Origin of the sequence: Peribacillus sp. Aquil_B1 (genome assembly GCF_022603275.1) — a bacterium.
In the GTDB taxonomy this organism is placed as follows: Bacteria; Bacillota; Bacilli; order Bacillales; family DSM-1321; genus Peribacillus.
This window is the reverse complement of sequence record NZ_JAKXEE010000007.1, coordinates 48,079-69,734: the sequence shown is the minus strand read 5'-3', so window position 1 is coordinate 69,734 and position 21,656 is coordinate 48,079. Positions and strand designations below refer to the sequence as shown.

The 21,656-nt window shown below is 47.6% G+C and carries 1 protein-coding gene; it reads left to right on the top strand.

The features are described 5' to 3' along the window. Window positions 1–237: 237 nt before the first annotated feature. Window positions 238–21,573 carry a carboxypeptidase regulatory-like domain-containing protein gene (locus MPH60_RS25790; protein ID WP_241615879.1) on the top strand — a complete coding sequence of 7,112 codons (21,336 nt, stop codon included), beginning with the start codon at window positions 238–240 and terminating at the stop codon, window positions 21,571–21,573. Window positions 21,574–21,656: the final 83 nt, after the last annotated feature.

Here is a 21,656-nt window from a genome sequence, read left to right as displayed (position 1 = left end):
AACGAAATAATACGGTTATATCCACCTTCGAGAAACCATCCGCTATGCCCTATGTATCAAAAATGCCAATGAAGTCATAGGCTTTTAAGATTACATCATTCCAGAAGGCCCGTTAACCAGTAAAATCCATTACGGCATTACACTCCTCTTCCTTATTCGACTCAGATTTATTTATCATAAACATTTTGTCTACCCGATACTCTAGAGTGATGATGTTTTTTCAAGGAGGTAACATGAATGGCCTTTCCTGCTAATACACAATTTCAGCCGATATTATTGGGCAGTCAGCCCATTTTTGATGTGGTCGGGGATGAATCTCCAGTTTCGACCGATATAGTAGGGAATACACAGTTTCCAGCGGCTTATATGGCGTACGATGGAAACGCAATTTATTTTCGCATCCGTGTGAATGGCGATCCGAGGAATTCACAGAAAACGGGATTTGCAAATTTCGCATGGGGGTTTCTAATTAATACGTCTGGCACTTCCGGGGTTTATGATTGGCTTGCCGGCCTAAATGGTCTTGATAGCTCAATTAACTTGATCCAAAACACTCAACAACAATTCAACTCATGGAATGACCCGGCTGAAGGAACGAATGGCCGCGGTGAACCAAATTTAAGGATACCCATTGTCAATTTTGATGTTGCCAGAGTGACCCTGACGGATGACGGGTCTAATTTCGGCGGGAATCCGGATTATTTTATTGATTATCAGTTTCCGGCAGCTCAATTTTTTCAGACATTGGGCATTACAACACTGTCATCGCTTCGTTTCATTATTTTCTCGTCTGCGAATGCGAACAACTATAATAAAGATTCACTGCGGACATCAGAAGGGTTTCAGTTTGTTAATACGCTGACGAATCCTGTGAAACCTGATGAGGTGGATATCCGGGCCGAACTGGCTGCATCAAAGACGATTACTAGCGGACCGGTATCTGTCTTAACTGGCGGGCAGTCCTCATGGAATCAGACGGTCACCGTTACAAATACAGGACTCTCACTTGCCAGATCGGTCAGTTTAACAGATGTTTTCGGCATCGATCAGCTGTCTTCTGTAACAAACATCGCCGTTTCTTCAGGCAAAGCTGTTTTTAATGCAGCAGAACGGACGCTTTCTTGGAATATTGGAAATCTCCCCGCTGGTCAAGCGGTTACGTTAACCTATAGCGTAAACGGGGCATTTACGTCATCCGGAACGAGAAGACTCAATACTGTTTCAGCATCCGGCATCGATGACCAGACTGGGGGGCAGCTTGCTAATGCTACTGCATTCAATAATATCAACGTAACGGCAGCAGCAGCTATCACAGGGCAAGTAACTTCCGGCCAAACGGGGCTGCCGCTCGCTAGCGTCACTGTGCAATTGCGTGATTTAAACGGCGTCCTTGTCGGTACAACGACGACGAATGCACAAGGAAATTACAGTTTTACCCAGATCACTGCCGGTGCATACAACCTGACATTCACAGCAGGAAGTTTTGCATCATTAACACAAACCGTGACAGTTGCAGCCGGTCAGGCACAAACCGTGAATGCTATTTTGCAGCGGGTCCCAGGAGCCCTTTCTGGAACTGTAACCGCCCAAGGCGGTGTGCCTATTTCAGGAGCAGTGCTGAACTTAATGGATCAATTCAACTCCGTCATTGCAACCGTCACAAGTGATGCTCAAGGTCAATTCACCACTCCAAATGTCATTCCCGGTCAATATTCGTTAACAGCAAGTGCACCGAACTTTCAATCCCAGGCACATGGTGTAACGGTTGTATCAGGGCAGACCACATTGGAAAACTTCACCCTCGCTCCTTCTCCCGGTACGGTTACAGGCACCATTGCGACAAATGGGGGTACACCAGTCCAGGGCGCACTTGTGGAAGTCTTGGACCTTGGAAATAACTTGATTGCCACAACAACTGCTAATGCACAGGGGATATATACCGTCAATCAGCTTGCACCTGGAACGTATCAGCTCAGAGTGACCGCCCAGAATTTCCAATCGGGAATCCTTGGTTTTACTGTTGCAGCAGGTATGACATCTACTCAAAATGTCATCTTACAGCCTTCGCCCGGGACACTCAGCGGAACGGTCACTGATTCAGCAGGGGCTCCGCTGGCAGGAACATCTGTCAACTTGGTTAATCAAGGCGGAACAGCAGTTGCTTCTACCATCACCGACGGTCAAGGACAATATGTTGTAGCGAATTTATCCCCGGGAACTTACACCATTACATTTGGCCAGCAAGGTTACGCCAGTCAGACTGTCGGCTCATCCATTCAGCCAAATACAACGACAACATTGAACACGGCACTGAACCGCATTGTCGGAGCAAACAGCGGTACAGTTACGGATAATCAGGGCGCTCCTATTGCGGGAGCAGTTGTAAATGTCCTTCTAAATAACCATTTGGTTGCTTCTGTCAGCACAGATCAGTCCGGGAATTATACCATCTCTAACTTGGCACCCGGAAATTATACGATCACAGCTACTGCAGAAAACTTTCAATCCCAGGTTCAAGGAGCTCAGATCATTGAATTCCAAACGACGACAGCCATCTTCTCTCTTGCACCAGAACCGGGTATTTTAACGGGAACGGTCACTGATGCAAACACAGACCCTATACCCGGCGCCTTCATAAGTGTCCGGACTTCAAATGGCGGTGCTGTCATAGCAAGCTCTGTCACGGATCAAAATGGTGTCTATACTGTCTCGGGATTAGCTCCTGGAAGCTATTTTGTCACGGCTTCCAGCATGGATCGTCAAACACAGGGCCAGGGTGCTTTAATCCTTTCCAATCAAACTGCAACTTTGAATTTCCTCCTGGCGTTCAATCCAGTCACGATTACAGGAGCGATTATCAATCAGCAGACTGGCGGACCGATTTCCGGGGCACAGATTCAAGTGCGTATATTGGATGCAAATGGTGCTGTAGTTTCAACGTTATTCACTGATTTGCAAGGAAACTTCCAAGCCGATCAGCTCGCTCCCGGAACCTATACCATTGTAGCCTCCGCTTCAGGCTACCAGACAAATCTTGCTTCCGTTACTGTTCCGCCGGGCGGTCAGACGAATCTAAGCATATCGCTTGAACCTGATCCTGGATTTATTTCCGGCACAGTTGACGGCGGGACCGATCCGATTTCAGGTGCTTTGGTCAGCGTTGTTGACCAAAACAATATTCAGATTAGATCTGTTTTTACAGACAGTCAGGGCAATTACACCGTTGAGGGGCTGCCTCCAGGAAATTACAATGTCGTTGTCAGTGCAGCAAACTTTCAGTCCAATATTGCGGGAGCCATAGTTTCAGCTGATACCACAACGGTCGTTAATGTAAGCCTTGTTCCGAATCCAGGATCGATTTCAGGAACAATCTCCCCAATTCTACAAAATACAGTTGTCCAGCTTTATTCAAGTCAGGGTGTTTTCATCCAAAGCACACTGGCTGATAATTTTGGAAACTATCAATATTTGAACCTGGCTCCTGGAAGTTATATTGTGACTGCTTCAGCTCCAAATTATACGACAGAATCAGCAGGCGCCGTTATTGTTTCAAATGAAGCCACAACAATCGATCTGACGATTAATCCAAATCCTGCTGTGATCAGCGGTTCTATTCTCGACACAAATGGGGAACCGGTCTCTAATGCAGTCGTACGTGTTTTGGATGCCAATGAAACAGTATTTGGAACGGCTGGTACGGATTCATTTGGCGCTTTTTCAATCGGAAACCTTCCGCCTGGTTCCTTTACTTTGATTGCATCAGCTCCAAACTTCGGAACTGCCGTGACGGGCATCGCGCTTCAAGCAGGAGGAAATGTGCCTAATGTCAACCTCATTCTTACGCCAAATCCAGGAGCATTAAGCGGACTGGTTTCCAATGAAACTGATAATTCGCCGCTGGCAGGTGCTGCGGTTGTCATTCGTCAGGCAACTGGTTCAGGCATTAATGCCGCAACTGTCACATCCGGTCCGGATGGCAATTTCCTTGTTCTGGGTCTGGCACCTGGAAGTTATACCATCACAGCGTTTCTTGATGATTATGGAACAAGAACCGTCGGCGCTACCGTCGTCAGTGATACAACTACCACAGCGAATATTGCACTCGCGCAATTAAGAGGCTCGATTAGCGGCCTGCTGACTGACCAAAACGGGAATCCTATAACAGGAGAAAACCTGCAGGTCAGACTGTTCGATCTGAATGGTGTTCTGGTTCAAACCGTAGTTGCACAGCCTGATGGCACTTTTGCCTTCTTTGACTTACGACCCGGAAGCTATATTCTTAATGCAACGGCACCGGGTTTTCAATCTGCCGCAGTTGGTGTTCAAGTTCTGGCAGATCAAACAACTCAGTCGATTATTTCATTGCTGCCTTCTCCTGCAACATTGACAGGGCAAGTGCTAAACCAGCAATCTGGCGCTGGGATTTCTGGTGTTCAAGTATCCGTAATCAATCCGAACACTGGAATATTGGTAGGCAGGGGAACCTCAAATCTTGACGGCATATTCATCATTGAAAATCTTCCGGCTGGCTCCTTTATTGCAGCTGCCGATGCACAAAACTTCGGAACAGCTTCTGTAGCCGTTCAATTGACCGCAGGTGCAACGGTTAATACAGCCCTTTCCCTGACTCCAAACCCAGGCAATGTTTCCGGTTTAGTAGTGAACAGGGAAAATGGCGATGCAATCCCTGGGGCGAGTGTGCAGATTTTTGATCAGACAGGTGCCAATGTTGTAACAGTCGTAACGAATGCACAAGGCGAATTTACTGCGCCAAGCCTTGCACCCGGTCAATATACAGCAATAACAAATGCTCAAGGTTTCACCAGTCAAACGATCAGCTTCACTATATTAACTGATACACAATCAACAGCGAGCTTTGCCCTTCAGCCAAACCCGTCTCAAATACAGGGGCAAATAATAGATGCGGGTACGGGGGAATCGCTTGCAGGTGTAAGCGTAATTGTCCGCCAGTTCACATCGGCTGGCCCAATTATTGCGACAACCGCTTCAGATTCAAATGGTTTTTATGCTGTACCGAATCTGCCGCAGGGTACTTTTACCGTCATAGTGATTGATCCTGAATTCAGTTCACAAGCATCATCCGTGACCCTTGTTCCAAGTGAAACGGCCACATTGAATTTTGCACTGACTCAGCTCCCTTCAACAGTACAGGGAACGGTTACCGACACAGACACTGGTACCCCTCTGGCCAATATACTTATACAGCTCATCGATGAAACTGGAATTTTAGTGACTCAGACTCAAACGGATATTAACGGTTTTTATCAGATCAGCGGATTTACAGCGGGAAATTACACGATATTGTTTATAAATAATGAGTTTCAGGCACAATCGTATAGTTTTACTGCCGAGCCAAACCAGACAACGGTCATTAATGCATCCCTTATTGCGAATCCCGGGGAAATTACAGGGCTTGTATTGGATTCTGAAACATCTACTCCGCTCGCTGGTGCTTCCGTTCTTGTTTACCCAGCACTTGGCCTGAATCCAATTGCTTCACTTGTAACAGACGGGACCGGGCGCTATACATTAGACGGGCTTGCACCAGGGCCGTATATACTGGTCGCTGCCTATGAAAACTATTCTTCCGCTTCCACAGGTATAACGGTTCGTTCTAATGCATCTGCCGCTTCAAACATTGTACTCAACCCTAATCCTGCGACTATATCGGGCACTGTCACTTCAGAGCTGGGTCAAGCGATTATCAACGCAACGATCCGGATTCTGGATCAGAATGAAACGGTCCTCGGAACAACCGTGACAGATGAATTTGGTGTGTTTTCCATTACAAACATCCCGCAGGGCAATCAGCAGATTATTGTGACTGCACCTGGTTTCGCTACCCAGCTTGGCGGCGTTATTTTATCACCGGGGCAGCTTGTGGAAAATGTTAACTTTGTGCTTGCAGCCAATCCAGGCAGCATCGCGGGAAGAATAACAGCATCCGACACCGGTCAGCCTATAACAGGAGCCATCGCAGTAGTTCGTACAATAGCGGGTGTTCCCGTTATTGTATCTTCAACGTCAACGGATGTGCTGGGCAACTATTTCGTCAGTGGCCTCCAGCCTGGTTCTTACACAATCACAGGATCAGCCGAAGGATTTGGCCTGACCCCCATTGGAGCCATTGTTTTAAGCGATCAGACAACACAGGCGGATATCAGCCTGCCTCGTCTTGTTGGTTCCATTTTTGGCATGGTAACGGATATACAGGGAAATACTTTACTAAATATCCCGATCCAGGTCCGCGTTTTTGACCAAAGCGGCAGCTTACTGGAGACGTTTAATGCCCAGTCGGACGGAACCTTTGTTATTAACAACCTGCAACCCGGATCCTATCAATTAACCATTCTTGCAGAAGGCTATGCAGCACTGTTGGTAGGAGCAACCGTAAGTGCAAATGAAACAACTACACTCTCCGTTCCGCTTACACCGAATCCAGGTACCGCATTAGGCAAGGTTATCAATGCTGAAACAGGGCCGCCAATTGCCGGTGCGATTGTTACGGTTACGGATTTAAACGGACTCCCAATCGGAAATACCATTACCGATGCTGACGGCAGCTTCATCATTCCTGGTTTGCCGCCTACGTCACTTGTAGTTTCAGCAGTCGCACCTGCTTTCGGAGCAGATTCGCGATCGGTCATTTTAACACCTGGAGGGAAATTTTCCACTATATTAAGCTTAACACCAAATCCTGGCATACTAAGTGGATTTGTTACAGATCAGTTAACAGGGAATCCGATTGCAGGGGCAGTTCTTCAGGTATTCGATAGTACGCGTGCCCTTGTTGGCACCCTTACCACAGACAGTTCTGGTTTCTATCAATTTAATAATGTCTCCCCCGGCATGTACCGAATCACTGCTACCGCAGCAAATTTCGGTTCTGAAGTTCAGGATGCAGTAGTGTTCTCAGCTCAAACAATAAATGCAAGTTTCGAGTTAACACCTAATCCCGGTTCTATTTTCGGGACTGTCGTCAATCAGCAGAATGGAGCATTCATCGTTGGTGCGGCAATCGTTGTCCGCCTCTTCTCTCCAACCGGCCCAGTCGTTCAAACAACAGCAACGGACAGCAGCGGACAGTTTACCGTTTTGAACCTGCAGCCGGGAACCTATGCGATCACTGCAGCAAATCCGAATTTTGGCGCTCAAACTGCAACGGTGAGCATTCAGTCCAGCTCAGTGACTAATGCAGCTCTTGCTCTTTCGCCAAATCCCGGTGCAGTCACAGGAACGGTTACTTCTGCCCAAACTGGGGATCAGCTTGTCAATACGGAGGTTCGCGTAATTGATGACAATGGAATTTTAACCGCAGTTGTTCAAACTGATATAAGCGGAGTTTATCTTGCTCCAGGTTTAACACCAGGAGCATATACGATTGTCTTCATAAATGACAATTTCCAAAGCCGTACCATAGGTACCGTTGTAGGGGCTGGTGAAACGGCTACAGTAAACGGCGTGCTCGAACCAAATCCGGGGAGCGTTTCAGGAACCATTGCAGATGCCCTCGGCGGTACGCCGCTTCAAGGGGCGGTTGTTCAGCTCTTTCCCGCTCAAAGCCTGATTCCGATTACAAACGCCGTGACGAATGAGAATGGCCAATATTCTTTCGGCGGTATCGGACCAGGGGAATATATTGTCGCAGCAAATGCAGAAAACTATGCGAGAGGAAATGCCGGTTCAACAGTGTTCCCGAATACCGGGACAGTCACGAACCTGCAACTGACACCGAATCCTGCGACCATATCAGGAACGATTACACAAAATGGCGGCGATCCTGTTGGGGGAGCGACTATTAGAATTGTCGATCAAAACGAGACGGTCCTTGGCACAGGAGTTTCTGATCAGAACGGTAATTATACGATCGGGAATTTGCCCCAAGGCTCTCAAACAGCCATCCTTACAGCATCGGGATTTGGAACGCAAATCATCGGCATTACCCTGACTCCAGGACAAACGGCTGTCCTGAATGCCCTGCTCACGCCAGATCCAGGTTCTGTCAGCGGAAGCGTAACAGATCAGCAGACAGACCTGCCAATAGCTGGTGCGAATATTGTCGTCCGGAAAACAGGTGCTATTTCGATCGTTGTTGCTAATGCAACAACTGACGCGGCTGGAACCTATTTAATCAATAATCTTTCTCCTGGATCTTATACCGTGACAGCCGTTCGAGATGGGTATGGAACGGCAGCAGTGGGAGTGACCATTGTCAGTGATGCCACAGCTTCAGCTCCAATTAACTTGACGCCTCTTTCAGGTACAATTGCGGGTACAATCACAGATCCCCAAGAAAATACGATTACCGGCAATAACCTCCAGCTTCAAGTACTAAATCAAAACGGGCAATTAATCAAAACAGTTCTTGCCAATTCAGATGGCACATTTATTATTAACGGGCTTGCTCCCGGAAACTATCAGATTACGGTAACAGCACCAAACTTTGCGACAGGTTCGTTCAACAGCACGGTCATTGCTGAACAGACCACTGTACTGAATTCTGTTCTTCAGCCTAATCCGGCAACAGTGAATGTGACTGTAACAAATCAGGATACTGGTTTGCCGATTGCAGGTGCTGTTGTGACAGCGGCACTCCCTAATGGTTCAGTTACAGGGGTAGGGGTAACGGACGTAAACGGCTTTGTTTCTATAGAAAACCTGCCGGCTCAATCATTGAATCTTTCCGTTTCAGCGGACAATTTTTCAAGCGTCTCCCAAGCTATTAATCTTGCGCCTGGCCAAACATTAAACACATCAGTCTCTCTGGCCTCTCAAATAGGCACATTGTCTGGAACTATCTTTGATGCCAATACACAAAGTCCGATTGCAGGAGCGACGGTTGAAGTGTTTGATTTTACTAGGGGATTGATTGCAACAGCAGCAACGGATGTTTTTGGAAACTACCAGGTTCAAAATCTGTCAGCGGGTATGTACCGTGTCATTGCTTCTGGTCAAAATTACGGCTCTACCGTACAGGAATCAACCGTTGCAGCCAATCAGCAGACGGTTCTCGATATCTTCCTTCCGCCTAATCCCGGAACCATTCAAGGGACGATTTTCAATCGGCAAACCGGAGAGCCCGTTTCTGGAGCATCAGTTGCAATCCGTCAGTTCTCTCCGACAGGCCCGGTCATTGCTTCTGCCTCTACCGATCAAAACGGGCAATTCACTGTCGATCACCTCGCCCCGGGGGCTTACACTGTTATTGCATCAGATCCGAACTTCGGCACTCAAGCAGGCTCGGTTTTTGTTTCATCCAATACCGGATCAAGCATTACGCTTTCACTGACTCCAAATCCAGGGGCCGTTCAGGGTACATTGACAAATGCCCAAACAGGCGAGCCACTCGCAGGAGCGTTAATAAGAATACTGGACAACAATGAAACCGTCATTCGTGAGGTTCAGACAAACGAAAATGGAATCTACTTTGCAGACGGTCTGGCACCGGGAAATTACTCGCTGATCGGAATTACGGCAAGCTTCCAGCGGGATATTATCGGGTTCAATGTTGCATCCAATACAACAACAACAGTCAATCTGGCTCTGTCGCCCAACCCTGGTGCGATAGCAGGAAGGATAACAGACCAGCAGACTGGCGAAGCTTTAGCAGGTGCTTCTGTTCAGCTATTCCCATCACAAGGTCTATTTCCGATTGCAAATGCTCTTACCGATCAAAATGGAAACTTTTCAATTATAGGGCTGGCTCCAGGTGAATACATTGTTGCAGCAAATGCAAGGAACTATGCACGGGGGGCTGTCGGGGCCATCGTCTTCGCTGACCAGTCAACAGTTGCCAATATTGGTCTGATGGCTAATCCTGCGACAATCAGCGGAACGGTCACAAGCACAGGCGAAAACCCAATTCCTAATGCAAGCGTCAGGGTCATTGATTTAAATGAAGTCGTTCTTGGCAGTGCCCTTACCGATCAAAACGGCAGCTATGTGATTGGAAACCTCCCTCCGGGTTCACATACGATCATCATTTCGGCGGATACGTTTGCAGGCCAGCTAAGCGGGATCACATTAATACCTGGAGATTTCCTTGAAAATATCAATTTTGTTCTGACTCCGAATCCCGGAATTCTTACAGGGCGTGTGACAAATGCTCAAACAGGGGATCCGGTTACTGGGGCCATTTCCGTAGTCCGGCTGAATGGCGGCACAGGGGTGATTGCGGCAAATGATGTAACGGATGCAAATGGATTTTACTTCATTACAGGCCTTGCACCCGGTACCTATACAGTCACCGTTTCAAAAACCGGCTTTGGAACAGTTTCTGTAGGCGGAATCGTGTTTAGCGGCACGACAACAACTGCGAATCTGCAGCTGCGGGCAAATACCGGTTCCATTTCTGGCGTTTTGACAGATCTTCAGGGAAGTCCGATTCTTGGAATGAACACGCAGGTGCAGGTTTATGACCAAAACGGATCGCTTGTCAAAACCCTTCTTGCTCAATCGGATGGTACTTATTCTGTATTAGATCTGCTGCCTGGCAGCTACACCCTTGTCATCACAGCACCAAACTTTGCTGCAGCAATGGCAAGCGCCGTCGTTGTTTCGGATCAGACCACACAAACGAACATTTCACTGTCACCTAATCCCGCAGCTGTTACAGGACAGGTGCTGAATGCGGGAACTGGAGATGTCATCAGCGGAGCATTGGTAACGGTGACAGATTTAAATGGCAGTATAATAGCATCTGCTACAAGCGGAATCGATGGAAGCTTTTCCATTCCGAATCTTCCGCCGGCTACTCTGTTGATTTCAGCTTCTGCACAGAATTTCGGAGCGGATTCAAAAGCGATTTTGCTTTCTCCTGGAGAAGCAGAAGCAACGACACTGTCTCTTACTCCAAACCCGGGCACTTTGTCCGGAACGGCAACAAACGCTTTAACAGGCGATCTGATTGCTGGTGCTGTTCTGCAAGTATTTGATTTTACAAGAGCTCTCGTTGCAACGGTGCTGACAGATCAGAATGGGGAGTATCAAGTTCAGAATCTATCGCCTGGCTTATACCGTGTAATCGCTGCAGCGGAAAGTTTCGGCTCCGTTACCCAAGATGCGATTGTCAGCTCGAATGCCGTTACAACTCTAGAATTTACCCTGCTGCCAAATCCCGGTGTCATTACAGGAACGATTTATAACCAGCAGACGGGTGCACCTATACAAGGTGCAAGCATCGTCATCAGGCAATTTTCACCTTCAGGACCGGTCATTGCTACAACGGCAACAAATGCACAAGGCGAATTTACCGTTTTTAATCTTGCTCCCGGAACGTATTCAGTCATCGCATCACAGAATGACTTTGGAACTCAGGCAGCTTCTGCTTTTGTGCAAGCAAACCAAACAACTTCCGTGCTGTTGAATCTCCCGCCTGATCCCGGAATTGTTCAAGGGACGATTACGAGCGCACAAACAGGCACAGCCCTTCCTGACACCATTATCAGGGTCATTGATTCGTTTGGCAGCATTTTGGCAGTCTCCCAAACAGATGTAAGCGGGGTTTATCGTATAGAAGGGCTGGATACTGGAACATATTCACTTGTGGTCATAAATGAAAGGTTTCAGCGCCAAACACTTGGATTTACTGTTGAATCTAATCAGACGGTGACATTAAATGCATCGCTGAGCCCTAATCCTGGATTTATTGTAGGTACTGTTTCCAGCGTTCAGCAAGGACTGCCAATCTTGGGTGCAGCCGTTCAGGTTTTCCTGTCAGAAAGCATTATCCCTGTCGCAGAAGCTGTTACAGGCCAAAACGGAACTTTTACAATTGTTGGTCTTGAACCGGGTGACTACAGCGTGGTGGCCACCGCATCCAATTTTGGGTCTGTCACAGTCGGGGCAGTAGTAATCGCTGACGGTACGACATCCGTGGCCATACAGCTGACGCCTCTTCCGGCAGTCATTTCCGGGCAAGTCACGGATATATCCGGAAATAAAATCCCGAATGCCACTGTACGTGTTTTGGATCAAAATCAAAATGTGGTCGGCACCGGTGCCACAGATTTAAATGGAAATTATTCGATTGGTAATCTTGCTCCCGGAACCTACACGGTTGTTGCATCTGCTCCTAATTTCGGTACAGCTCTTCAAGGAGTTACGGTTGTGGCTGCTCAGGAATTGACAGGAATCAATCTTGCCTTGCAGGCAAATCCGGGTTCAATCACCGGCCAGGTGACGAACTCCTCGACTGCAGCACCGATTGCCGGAGCGACAGTGGCCATTAGAAGTCTTCAGGGAAACAGCGGCGCTGTTGTTCAGTCGGTAAATACAGATCAATTCGGGAATTACCTGGCGCAAAATCTTGCTCCTGGAGTTTATTCCGTAACAGGAACGAAATCAGGTTTTGCTCAACAAACACAAACAATTACTGTAGCAAGCAACCAGTCAGCGGCGGCCAATTTCGTCCTGCTAGCAGACACAGGAAGCATTTCAGGAAACATCCGGGATGGGAATGGCAATCCAATCACAGGCGGAAATGTGTTTATTCGAGTGTTTGATAGTAATGGCATACTCATCAGATCCGTGACAGCGCAGTCTGATGGAACATACGGAATTCTGGACCTTGCACCTGGAACATACAATCTTGTTGCAGAAGCGCCAAGCTATTCAGCTAGTACCGTTACAACAGTGGTAGAAGCCAATCAGACAACAGCACTTGATATTCAGCTCGCCCCTAACCCTGCATCGGTGATCGGGCAAGTGCTGATCCAGGGAATGAATACACCTCTTCAAGGGGCTTTCGTGACGTCATCTGTAAATGGTCAGCTTATTGCCTCTACTGTTACAGACGTAAACGGAAATTTCCAGCTCACTAATTTGCCTCCTGGCAATGTTGAAATTGCTGTTTCACAGCCTGGATTTGCTCTGGATGTCCAAACCGTAAATCTGAATCCTGGAGAAACACAACAAATAACGGTATCCCTTGCCACTTTGCCAGGAACGATATCAGGGACGATTATCAATCAGCAGACATCCGTTCCTATTTCTGGTGCCGCTATCACCATCCGCCAGTTCTCCCCTGCCGGTCCAGTAGCGGGAACGGCTGTGACGGATGCCCAAGGGACATTTCTTGTTTCCGGTTTGCCGCCGGGTTCATATACAGTTGTTGCACATGCCGCGGCGTTTGGAACACAGGCAGCATCTTCTGTCGTTTTTGCCAACGAAGTGACCGATGTGTTGATTGGCCTTACCCCAACGCCTGGTACAATTCAGGGAACCGTACGCAGCACAGATGGAAATGTCCCGCTTCCCGGATCAACTGTGCGGGTCATTCGCCGGGACGGCACGCTTGTGGATGAGGCACTAACAGATGGATCAGGCTTTTACGTGATTGAAGGGCTGCCTGCGGACTCCTATACGCTCTTCGTCTTGAATGAAAGCTATCAAAATCTGGTAATCGGCTTTGATATTTTACCTGCACAAGTCACGGAAGTGGATGTGTTCCTTTCTCCAAATCCAGGAGTACTAACAGGCACTGTAACGGACCTATTCTCCGGCGGGCCGATTGCTGAAGCTGTTGTGCTAGTGTTCCCTTCTCAGGGAGTAACGGCAATAACTCAAACCGTGACAGATCAAAACGGTCAATTTTCAGTGACTGGGCTTGCTCCTGGGGAGTATAACATCGTGGCTTCAGCATCCAATTATTCAAGACGAGGGGCTGGTGCGGTCATATTCGCTGATCAAACAACGAATATCATCATCCAGCTTGCTCCTAATCCGGCCACGATCACTGGAACCATTACCGGACCAGGCGGCACTCCGCTGACAAATGCAACGATAAGAGTTCTGGATCAAAATGAGACGGTTCTCGGAACAGCAATCACAGATGAAAATGGTAATTATGCGATTGGTAACCTGTCTGCTGGAACGCTAACGATTATCGCATCCGCTCCTGATTTCGCTGCAGCTCTTACAGCTGTTACTGTCACACCTGGGCAGTTAATACCAAACGTTAATATTGAACTTACTCCGCTATTTGGAAGCATCAGCGGCCAGATCACAAATGCAAACACAGGAGAACCGATTGTCGGGGCCATTGCAGTTGTCCGCACAGTAGGCGGCACAAGTGTCATCATTGCTTCCGATACAACTGATGCTGCGGGCAAATATTTGATCAGAGGCCTTGCACCTGGTTCCTATTCTATTGTCGGAACAGCTCTAGGTTTTGGAGCCATTACAGTTGGCGCCATTGTTTCTGCAAATGTGACGGCCACAGCAAATATTGCTTTGCCCCCGGAAACAGGAATGGTTGCCGGCACTCTGACAGATGCTTCGGGAAATCCTGTCACAGGATCAAACATTGCTGTTCAAATATTCGATATTAACGGCATTCTTATAAAAACACTGCTTGCAGATTCTGACGGCACTTTTACCATTATCGATCTTGCCCCTGGAACATACCTTGTTAAAATTACGGCTCCTAACTATGCGACCGCAGTTGCCAGTGTGAATATTACAGCTAACCAGACAACTTCACTTCCTGTTGTCCTTACACCTAATCCGGCCACTATCACTGGTCTGGTAATAAACAAGGATACGTCGGCACCCCTTTCAGGTGTCATCATAACCGTAACTGACCTGAATGGACTCATCGCAGGAAATGCGATAAGCGATCAAAACGGGCAATTTACCATCCAAAACCTGCCTCCCAATACGGTTAATGTATCGGCAGCAGCTACAAAGCCTGGCTTCGGTACAACATCGGTATCTGTTCAGCTTGGACCTGGAGCGGTCAATAGTGTCACACTTGCTCTTTCCCCTGTTGCAGGTTCCTTAACCGGGACCGTAAGAAATGCACTGACAGGAGATACAGTATCTGGAGCGACGGTTCAGGTGTTTGATTTTACAAGAGCACTTGCAGCAACTGTTGTAACCGATCAGAATGGCCGGTATTTAGTGAATAATCTTGCACCTGGCAACGTCAGAGTTGTGGCATCCGCTTCCGGTTTAGGAACAGTGGTCCAGGAAACAGAAATCGCAGCCAATGTTCAAACCTTACTGGACTTTGATCTCATTCCGAACCCGGGAAGGATTTCTGGAACCATCATCAATCAGCAAACCGGACTGCCGCTTAGCGGAGTAAGCATCACGATAAGGCAATTTTCACCGACGGGCCCTGTTGCGGCAAGCTCAGCGACAGATGGAAATGGTGCTTTTACCATTCCGAACCTTGCACCTGGGTCTTATACCGTCCTTGCGAGTTATCCTGGTTTTGGAACACAGGCGGGTTCTACAACCGTTTCGTCCGGAGAGACATCTGTTATTCAACTTGCACTGCCTCCAAACCCGGGAACAATCCAAGGAATTGTCACAAATGCTGAGACTCAGCTTCCTTTAGTTAATACACTGATCCGTGTCGTTGATGTAAATGGTGTGCTGACATCTGTAGGCCAAACCGATTCAGGTGGCAGGTACAGTGTCCAAAATCTGCCGCCAGGCGCCTATACGATTACAGCCATAAACACCGAATATCAGCAGCAAACGGTTGGGGCAGCCATCGTTTCCGGTCAGACAGCAACACTGAATATCCAGCTATATCCGAATCCGGGGTCCATTACGGGAATTGTCACGAGCAGCCAGACTGGTCTTCCTCTTGCAGGCTCTTTTGTTCAGCTCTTCCCGTCTCAAGGTCTTCAGCCAATAGCGAGTGCGGTGACTGATTCTTTGGGTCAATACACGTTCAACGGGATAAGACCGGGCATCTACACGGTTACGGCTGATTTATCAAACTTTGGCAGAAGCACGGTAGGGGCAACGGTTTTCGCTAACGCACAAGCAACTTCCAACCTGGCTCTTACCCCAAATCCAGCTACGGTTTCGGGAACTGTAACTGATCTTAATGGTACACCGATTGCAAATGCGACAGTCAGATTGTTGAATGGAAATGAAACGGTTCTTGGTACTGGTATCACTAGTGAAGATGGAACCTACACCATTTCTGGTCTTCCGCCTTTTACGCTCAATATCATTGTTACGGCTAGCGGATTCAGCACTTCCATTGCAGCCATCACCCTTTCACCAGGGGAAGTTCAAACAGGCATAGACTTTTCACTTGCTGCAAATCCCGGTTCACTTACCGGCACTGTAACGGAAGTAACTACCGGTAATCCTCTCGCCGGAGCAAGTGTTGTTGTTCGAAATACATCTGGGATCATTGTGGCTTCCAGCTATACAAACACAGATGGGAGCTACACCATCCAAAATCTTGCACCAGGCCAGTACAGTACAGTCTTCACTGCAGAAGGATATGGGATTACCATTATTGGTGTGCAAATTGTATCGGATGCAACGATCCAATTGAATGCAGCTCTTTCTCCGCTAACCGGAAGCATTAGTGGAATTGTTCTTGACGAACAGGGGCAGCAAATTACCGGACAGAATATTCTTGTGAAAATCTTTAATGAAAATCTTGTTTTAATTGAAGCTTTAACTGCACAGGCTGACGGCACATTCCTTGTATTGGGTCTACTTCCAGGAACGTATCTTGTAAACGCCTCAGCACCTGGATATGGAGCGAATACGGTCAGTTCCATCGTTTTTGCAAATCAGGAAACAGCAACAACGGTCAATTTGGCCAGCTCTCCTGCCACGTTATCCGGTACAGTCGTTAATTCTGTAACAGGATCAGGAATTCCAGGCGCCTTCCTGACTGTAACCAGAACAAACGGCGTGATTATTGCAACTAGCTTCAGCGGCGAACAAGGGGCGTTCTCCTTCCCTACTTTGCCTCCTGGAACATATACACTCTCTGCCCAGGCTCAGGGTTTCGGAAATGAAGCTTTATCTGTCATTTTAAATGCGGGAGAAGTCACGAACACGATTCTATCCTTAGAGCAAATTACAGGCCGCGTTCTGGGCCAAGTGACAAACGCTGCAAATGCAGCTCCGATTGCAGGGGCAATTCTCCAGGTTTTTGATGAAAATCGAACACTGATTACAACGATTGTAACGGATGTTCAAGGAAACTTCTCTTTCCCGAATCTTGCACCAGGCCAATATACCGCAATCATCAATGCTAATAATTTCGGCAGCGAGCTTAGGGGATTTAAAATCAACCCTAATGCTGACACGGTTTTAGCTATTGATTTAACACCCAATCCAGGTGTTATTCAAGGCCGTGTAACGAATCCAGAAGGCAGCGCACCAATCCCAAGCGCAAGTGTGATTATCCGCGCTTTGAGTCCTGCAGGGCCAATCATTGCCACAACATTGACAGACAGCAATGGTTTTTATCAAGTAACAGGCCTGGCTCCAGGATCCTATAGCGTCATTTTCAGCGGTGCCCCTTCCTTTGGTTCTGAAATAGCTACGGTCGGACTTGATCCGGGCGAAACGGAAGCAGTCAATGCAACGCTGGCCACTCTCCCTGGCGCTGTTCAAGGTCAAGTGACAGACGAAGCAGGGGCTGGCATATCGGGCACGTTAGTTCAGTTATTTGACTTACAAGGCGCTCTTGTCAGAAGGGTTCAGACAGATGTTAACGGAAATTACTTGATTACAGGATTTACAGCAGGAAGCTATATTCTCTCTGTCATTCAGCAAAATTTCCAGTCAGCAACAGCTGGATTTGCCGTTCAGCCCGGGCAATCAACGGAGGTAAACTTCACCCTGCTTGCAAGTCCGGGGTCCATCAGCGGAGTTGTCCGGGATGCAGTTACAACTCAGCCTGTGCCTGGAGCAGTGGTCCAGCTTTACCCTAGCCAGAGCTTGGTACCAATTGCGTTTGCTGTTACTGATCAACAGGGATCATATACGTTTAATGGGCTCGAGCCAGGCAGCTACCTCGTAACTGCTGCAGAATTCAATTACTCAAGTGCATCAGCCGGCGCTACGGTGGTTTCCAATCAGCAGACACAGGCCGCACTATTCCTCCAGCCAAATCCTGCGTCACTTTCAGGGATTGTGACAGATGCTTTCGGTACGCCTATAAACAACGCCTCCGTCAAAGTGCTGGATCAGAATGAAACGGTTATTGGTTTTGCTGAAACAGGACCGGATGGGACTTATTTTATCGGCAACCTTCCATCTGGGAACTTTACCCTAGTAGGTTCGGCAGAAAATTTCCAATCGGTTCTTTCAGGAGTAACGCTTGCAACTGGAGAACAAAGGACCGAAGTCAACTTTGCCTTGGCAGCAAACCCTGGATCCATTACAGGTAGCATAACGGATGCTTTTGGAAATACTGTGACAGGTGGAGTCATTACTGTTCGGATAGCAGGCGCTGGAGGCATCATCATTGCGACAGCTGTAACCGATCCTGACGGTCAGTACACAATTGGAAATCTGCCGCCTGGATCCTACACCGTTACAGTGACGGCTCAAGGATTTGCAGTACGAACAGTTGGAGCTATCGTTCAGTCCGACACAACGACCACAGCAAATGTTTCCCTTACAGGCATCTTCGGCTCACTTGCAGGAGTGGTCCTTGATAATCTCGCGCAGCCTTTTGTAGGTACTGCCGTATCAGTCTCTCTATTTGACGAAAATGGAATACTCATCTTTACCGCAATAGCCCATTCAGACGGCAGTTTTGTCTTCCCGCAGGTTCCTCCTGGAAGCTATGTCATCACAGCATCTGCAAATGGATTTGTAACAGGGGTGATTGGGGCGGTCGTTACTGCTGACACTACAACAAACGTAACCATTCTATTACAGACTGGTCCAGCAACGATTACGGGGGTTATCACGAATAATGCGACTGGCGGTCCAGTTCAAGGGGCAATTGTTATTGCATCCACGACCGATGGTCAGGTTCTGGCCATTGCAGCCAGCGGAGCGGATGGTTCGTTCACAATTTCCAACCTGCTGCCTGGCACAGTGATCGTATCAGCAACCGCTCCAAATTTCGGAAATGATTCTAAGGTCGTTTTACTTCAAGCGAATACTGCGACTCAAACAACACTTGCCCTTAGTCCGAACCCTGGATTCCTGATAGGGACCGTGACAGACCGAAACTTGATTCCAATACCTGGTGCCGCCGTTCAAATCTATGATCTTACCAATGGACTTACAGCAAGTGTCCTGACAGACAGTTTCGGCCAATACAGGATTGAAGGACTGACACCGGGAACCTATCGTGCTGATTTCAATGCTTCCGGATTTGAAAGACTGACCGCCGGATCAGTCATAACTGCCGGTCAAACCACTCAACTGAATGTTCAGCTGGAGGATACGTTTGGTGTTGTGAACGGAACCGTTCTTAATGCACAAACACGATCACCAATACAGGGTGCAGCCGTTACCTTACGCTATCAAAGTCCATCTGGACCCATTTTCGCAACCGTCCTAACCGATAACAACGGACGCTTTAACATTCAGGGAGTCACTCAAGGCGAAGTATCCATTGTTGCAAATGCAGCAGGTTACGGGGCACAAGGACTTAGCGCAATCGTCTTTTCAGGTCAGACCGTCTCGTTTAACTTCCTGCTTCTGCAGCAGACAGCATCCATTCAGGGATTGATTACCAGCCTGGCAACGGGGGCACCGCTGCCCGACACAAGAATACGGGTTATTAACTCCTCAGGTGTAGTGGTCGTTACGACGCAAACGGACGATATTGGTCGCTACATCGTCCCTAATCTTGTCCCCGGAACGTACCAAGTGGTTGCCTTGAATCCGAACTTCCAGGCACAAACCCAAACCATTTCTCTAAATCCGGACGACATTGCTGCTGTTAACTTTGCTTTATTAGGGAACCCTGCTGACTTAACCGGGACGGTAATTGATGAAGAAACAAGGCAGCCGATTGTAGGTGCATTAGTTGAAGTATTTGATGAATTCGGAGTATCCATCGCCTTTGGACTCACTGATCAAAACGGGGAATATCTCATTCAAGGCATGCCTCAGGGAATCTTTACGGTTCGTGCGTCAGCACCTGGATACCTCTCTGAGACAGTGTCTGCAGACCTTGGCGCTGGGGAAAACGTCCTTAATTTAGAGCTTAGACGCGTGCCGGAGTCATCAAGCGTGATTGCGGGAACGGTCACGGACAGCATTTCCGGAGCACCTATTACAGGCGCTAGAATTGACCTGAATAATAGTCGCGGTGAGCTTATCGGATTTACATTTACAGACAGTAATGGACAATATTACTTCGAAGGACTGGAGCCAGACACTTATAACATTTCCGCAAGTGCAGAAGGCTACCTCGAAGCTCAGCTAACACTGACACTTGAAGCTGGTGAGTCCGATTTAAATGCAAACATCTCGCTGATCAGAGCTTCTGGATTGGGATCTATCCGAGGCCAGGTAAGGAATGCTAAAAACAACCTGCCAATTTCAGGTGCACGAGTTGAAATCCTGAATAGTCAAGGTGTCCTTGTTGCAGCAGTATCCACGGATTCGTCGGGATTCTTTGAGGTTCAGGGCCTGTTACCTGGCAGATATACAGTTAGGGCCTCTGCTTCATTATATATTACCGGCAGTACGGAAGCCGTTGTAACCGCCGGGGAAACGACGAATGTAACACTCCTTCTCACAATGGCTCTAGCAAGCTTAAGCGGCACAGTAACAGACAAAAAGAATGGAAAGCCGATTCCTTGCGCTTTGATTTCTGCATTCAATCAAGCTGTCAAATTGAATGTATTCGGCAAAACCGATGAAAATGGGAAATATATCATCACGGCACTCGTCCCAGGAACGTACACCGTTCGCGTAAGTGCAAAGGGATACCTTACCGAGACAGTTACCGTCACCCTTGAACCAGGGGAAAACCTTGTTCTTGATTTCCAGCTGAAACCGCTGAAGATCTCCAAAGGGGTCATCATAGGAAAAGTATATGATAAGTCAACGAAGAAGCCGATTAAGGGAGCTAAAGTCGAACTGCTCACATGTAACGGAAAGCTGATCACTTCCCAAAAAACAAACCAAAAAGGCAGCTATCATTTTAAAGATCTGCCGCAAGGAAAGTATATCCTCATCGTTCGCTCAAAAGGCTATCAAAAAGAAAAGAAAAAGGTGAATCTGCGTAATGGCCATTCCATTCTAGAGGTAAACTTCTATCTCAATGCGACGGATTATTTCGGAACCATTAAAGGAAAAGTAAAAGACGCTGATAATAAAAGTAAGATTTGCAATGCGCTGATTGAAGTATTTAATGAATCCGGAGAAAAAATCGCATCAACATATACTGATAACAAAGGAAAATATAAAATCAAAAACTTGCCGGAGGGCCGATTCGCTGTTCATGCATCTGCACCTGAATACCATTCACAAACATCTGCCCTTGTATCAGGGGAAAAACTTATCCTTGATTTCCAGTTAGTACCTCTGAGCATTTCCAAAAGGGTTATTACAGGTAAAGTATATGATGAGACAACGAAGAAGCCGATTAAGGGGGCTAAAGTCGAGCTGCTCACGAGTAACGGAATGCGAATCAGTTCCAAAAAAACAAACAAAAAAGGAATCTGCCATTTTAAAGATGTGCCGCAAGGAAAGTATATCCTGATAGTCCGTTCAAAAGGCTATCAAAAAGCGAAGAAAAAGATAAAGCTGGGTAAGGGCCATTCCATCCTAAAGGTATTATTCCATCTCAATGTGGCAGATTGATTCGGAACCATTACAGGAAAGTAAAAGAAGCTGATGATAAAAGCAAGATAAGCGAGGCGCTTGAAGCATGAATGATGGAAACA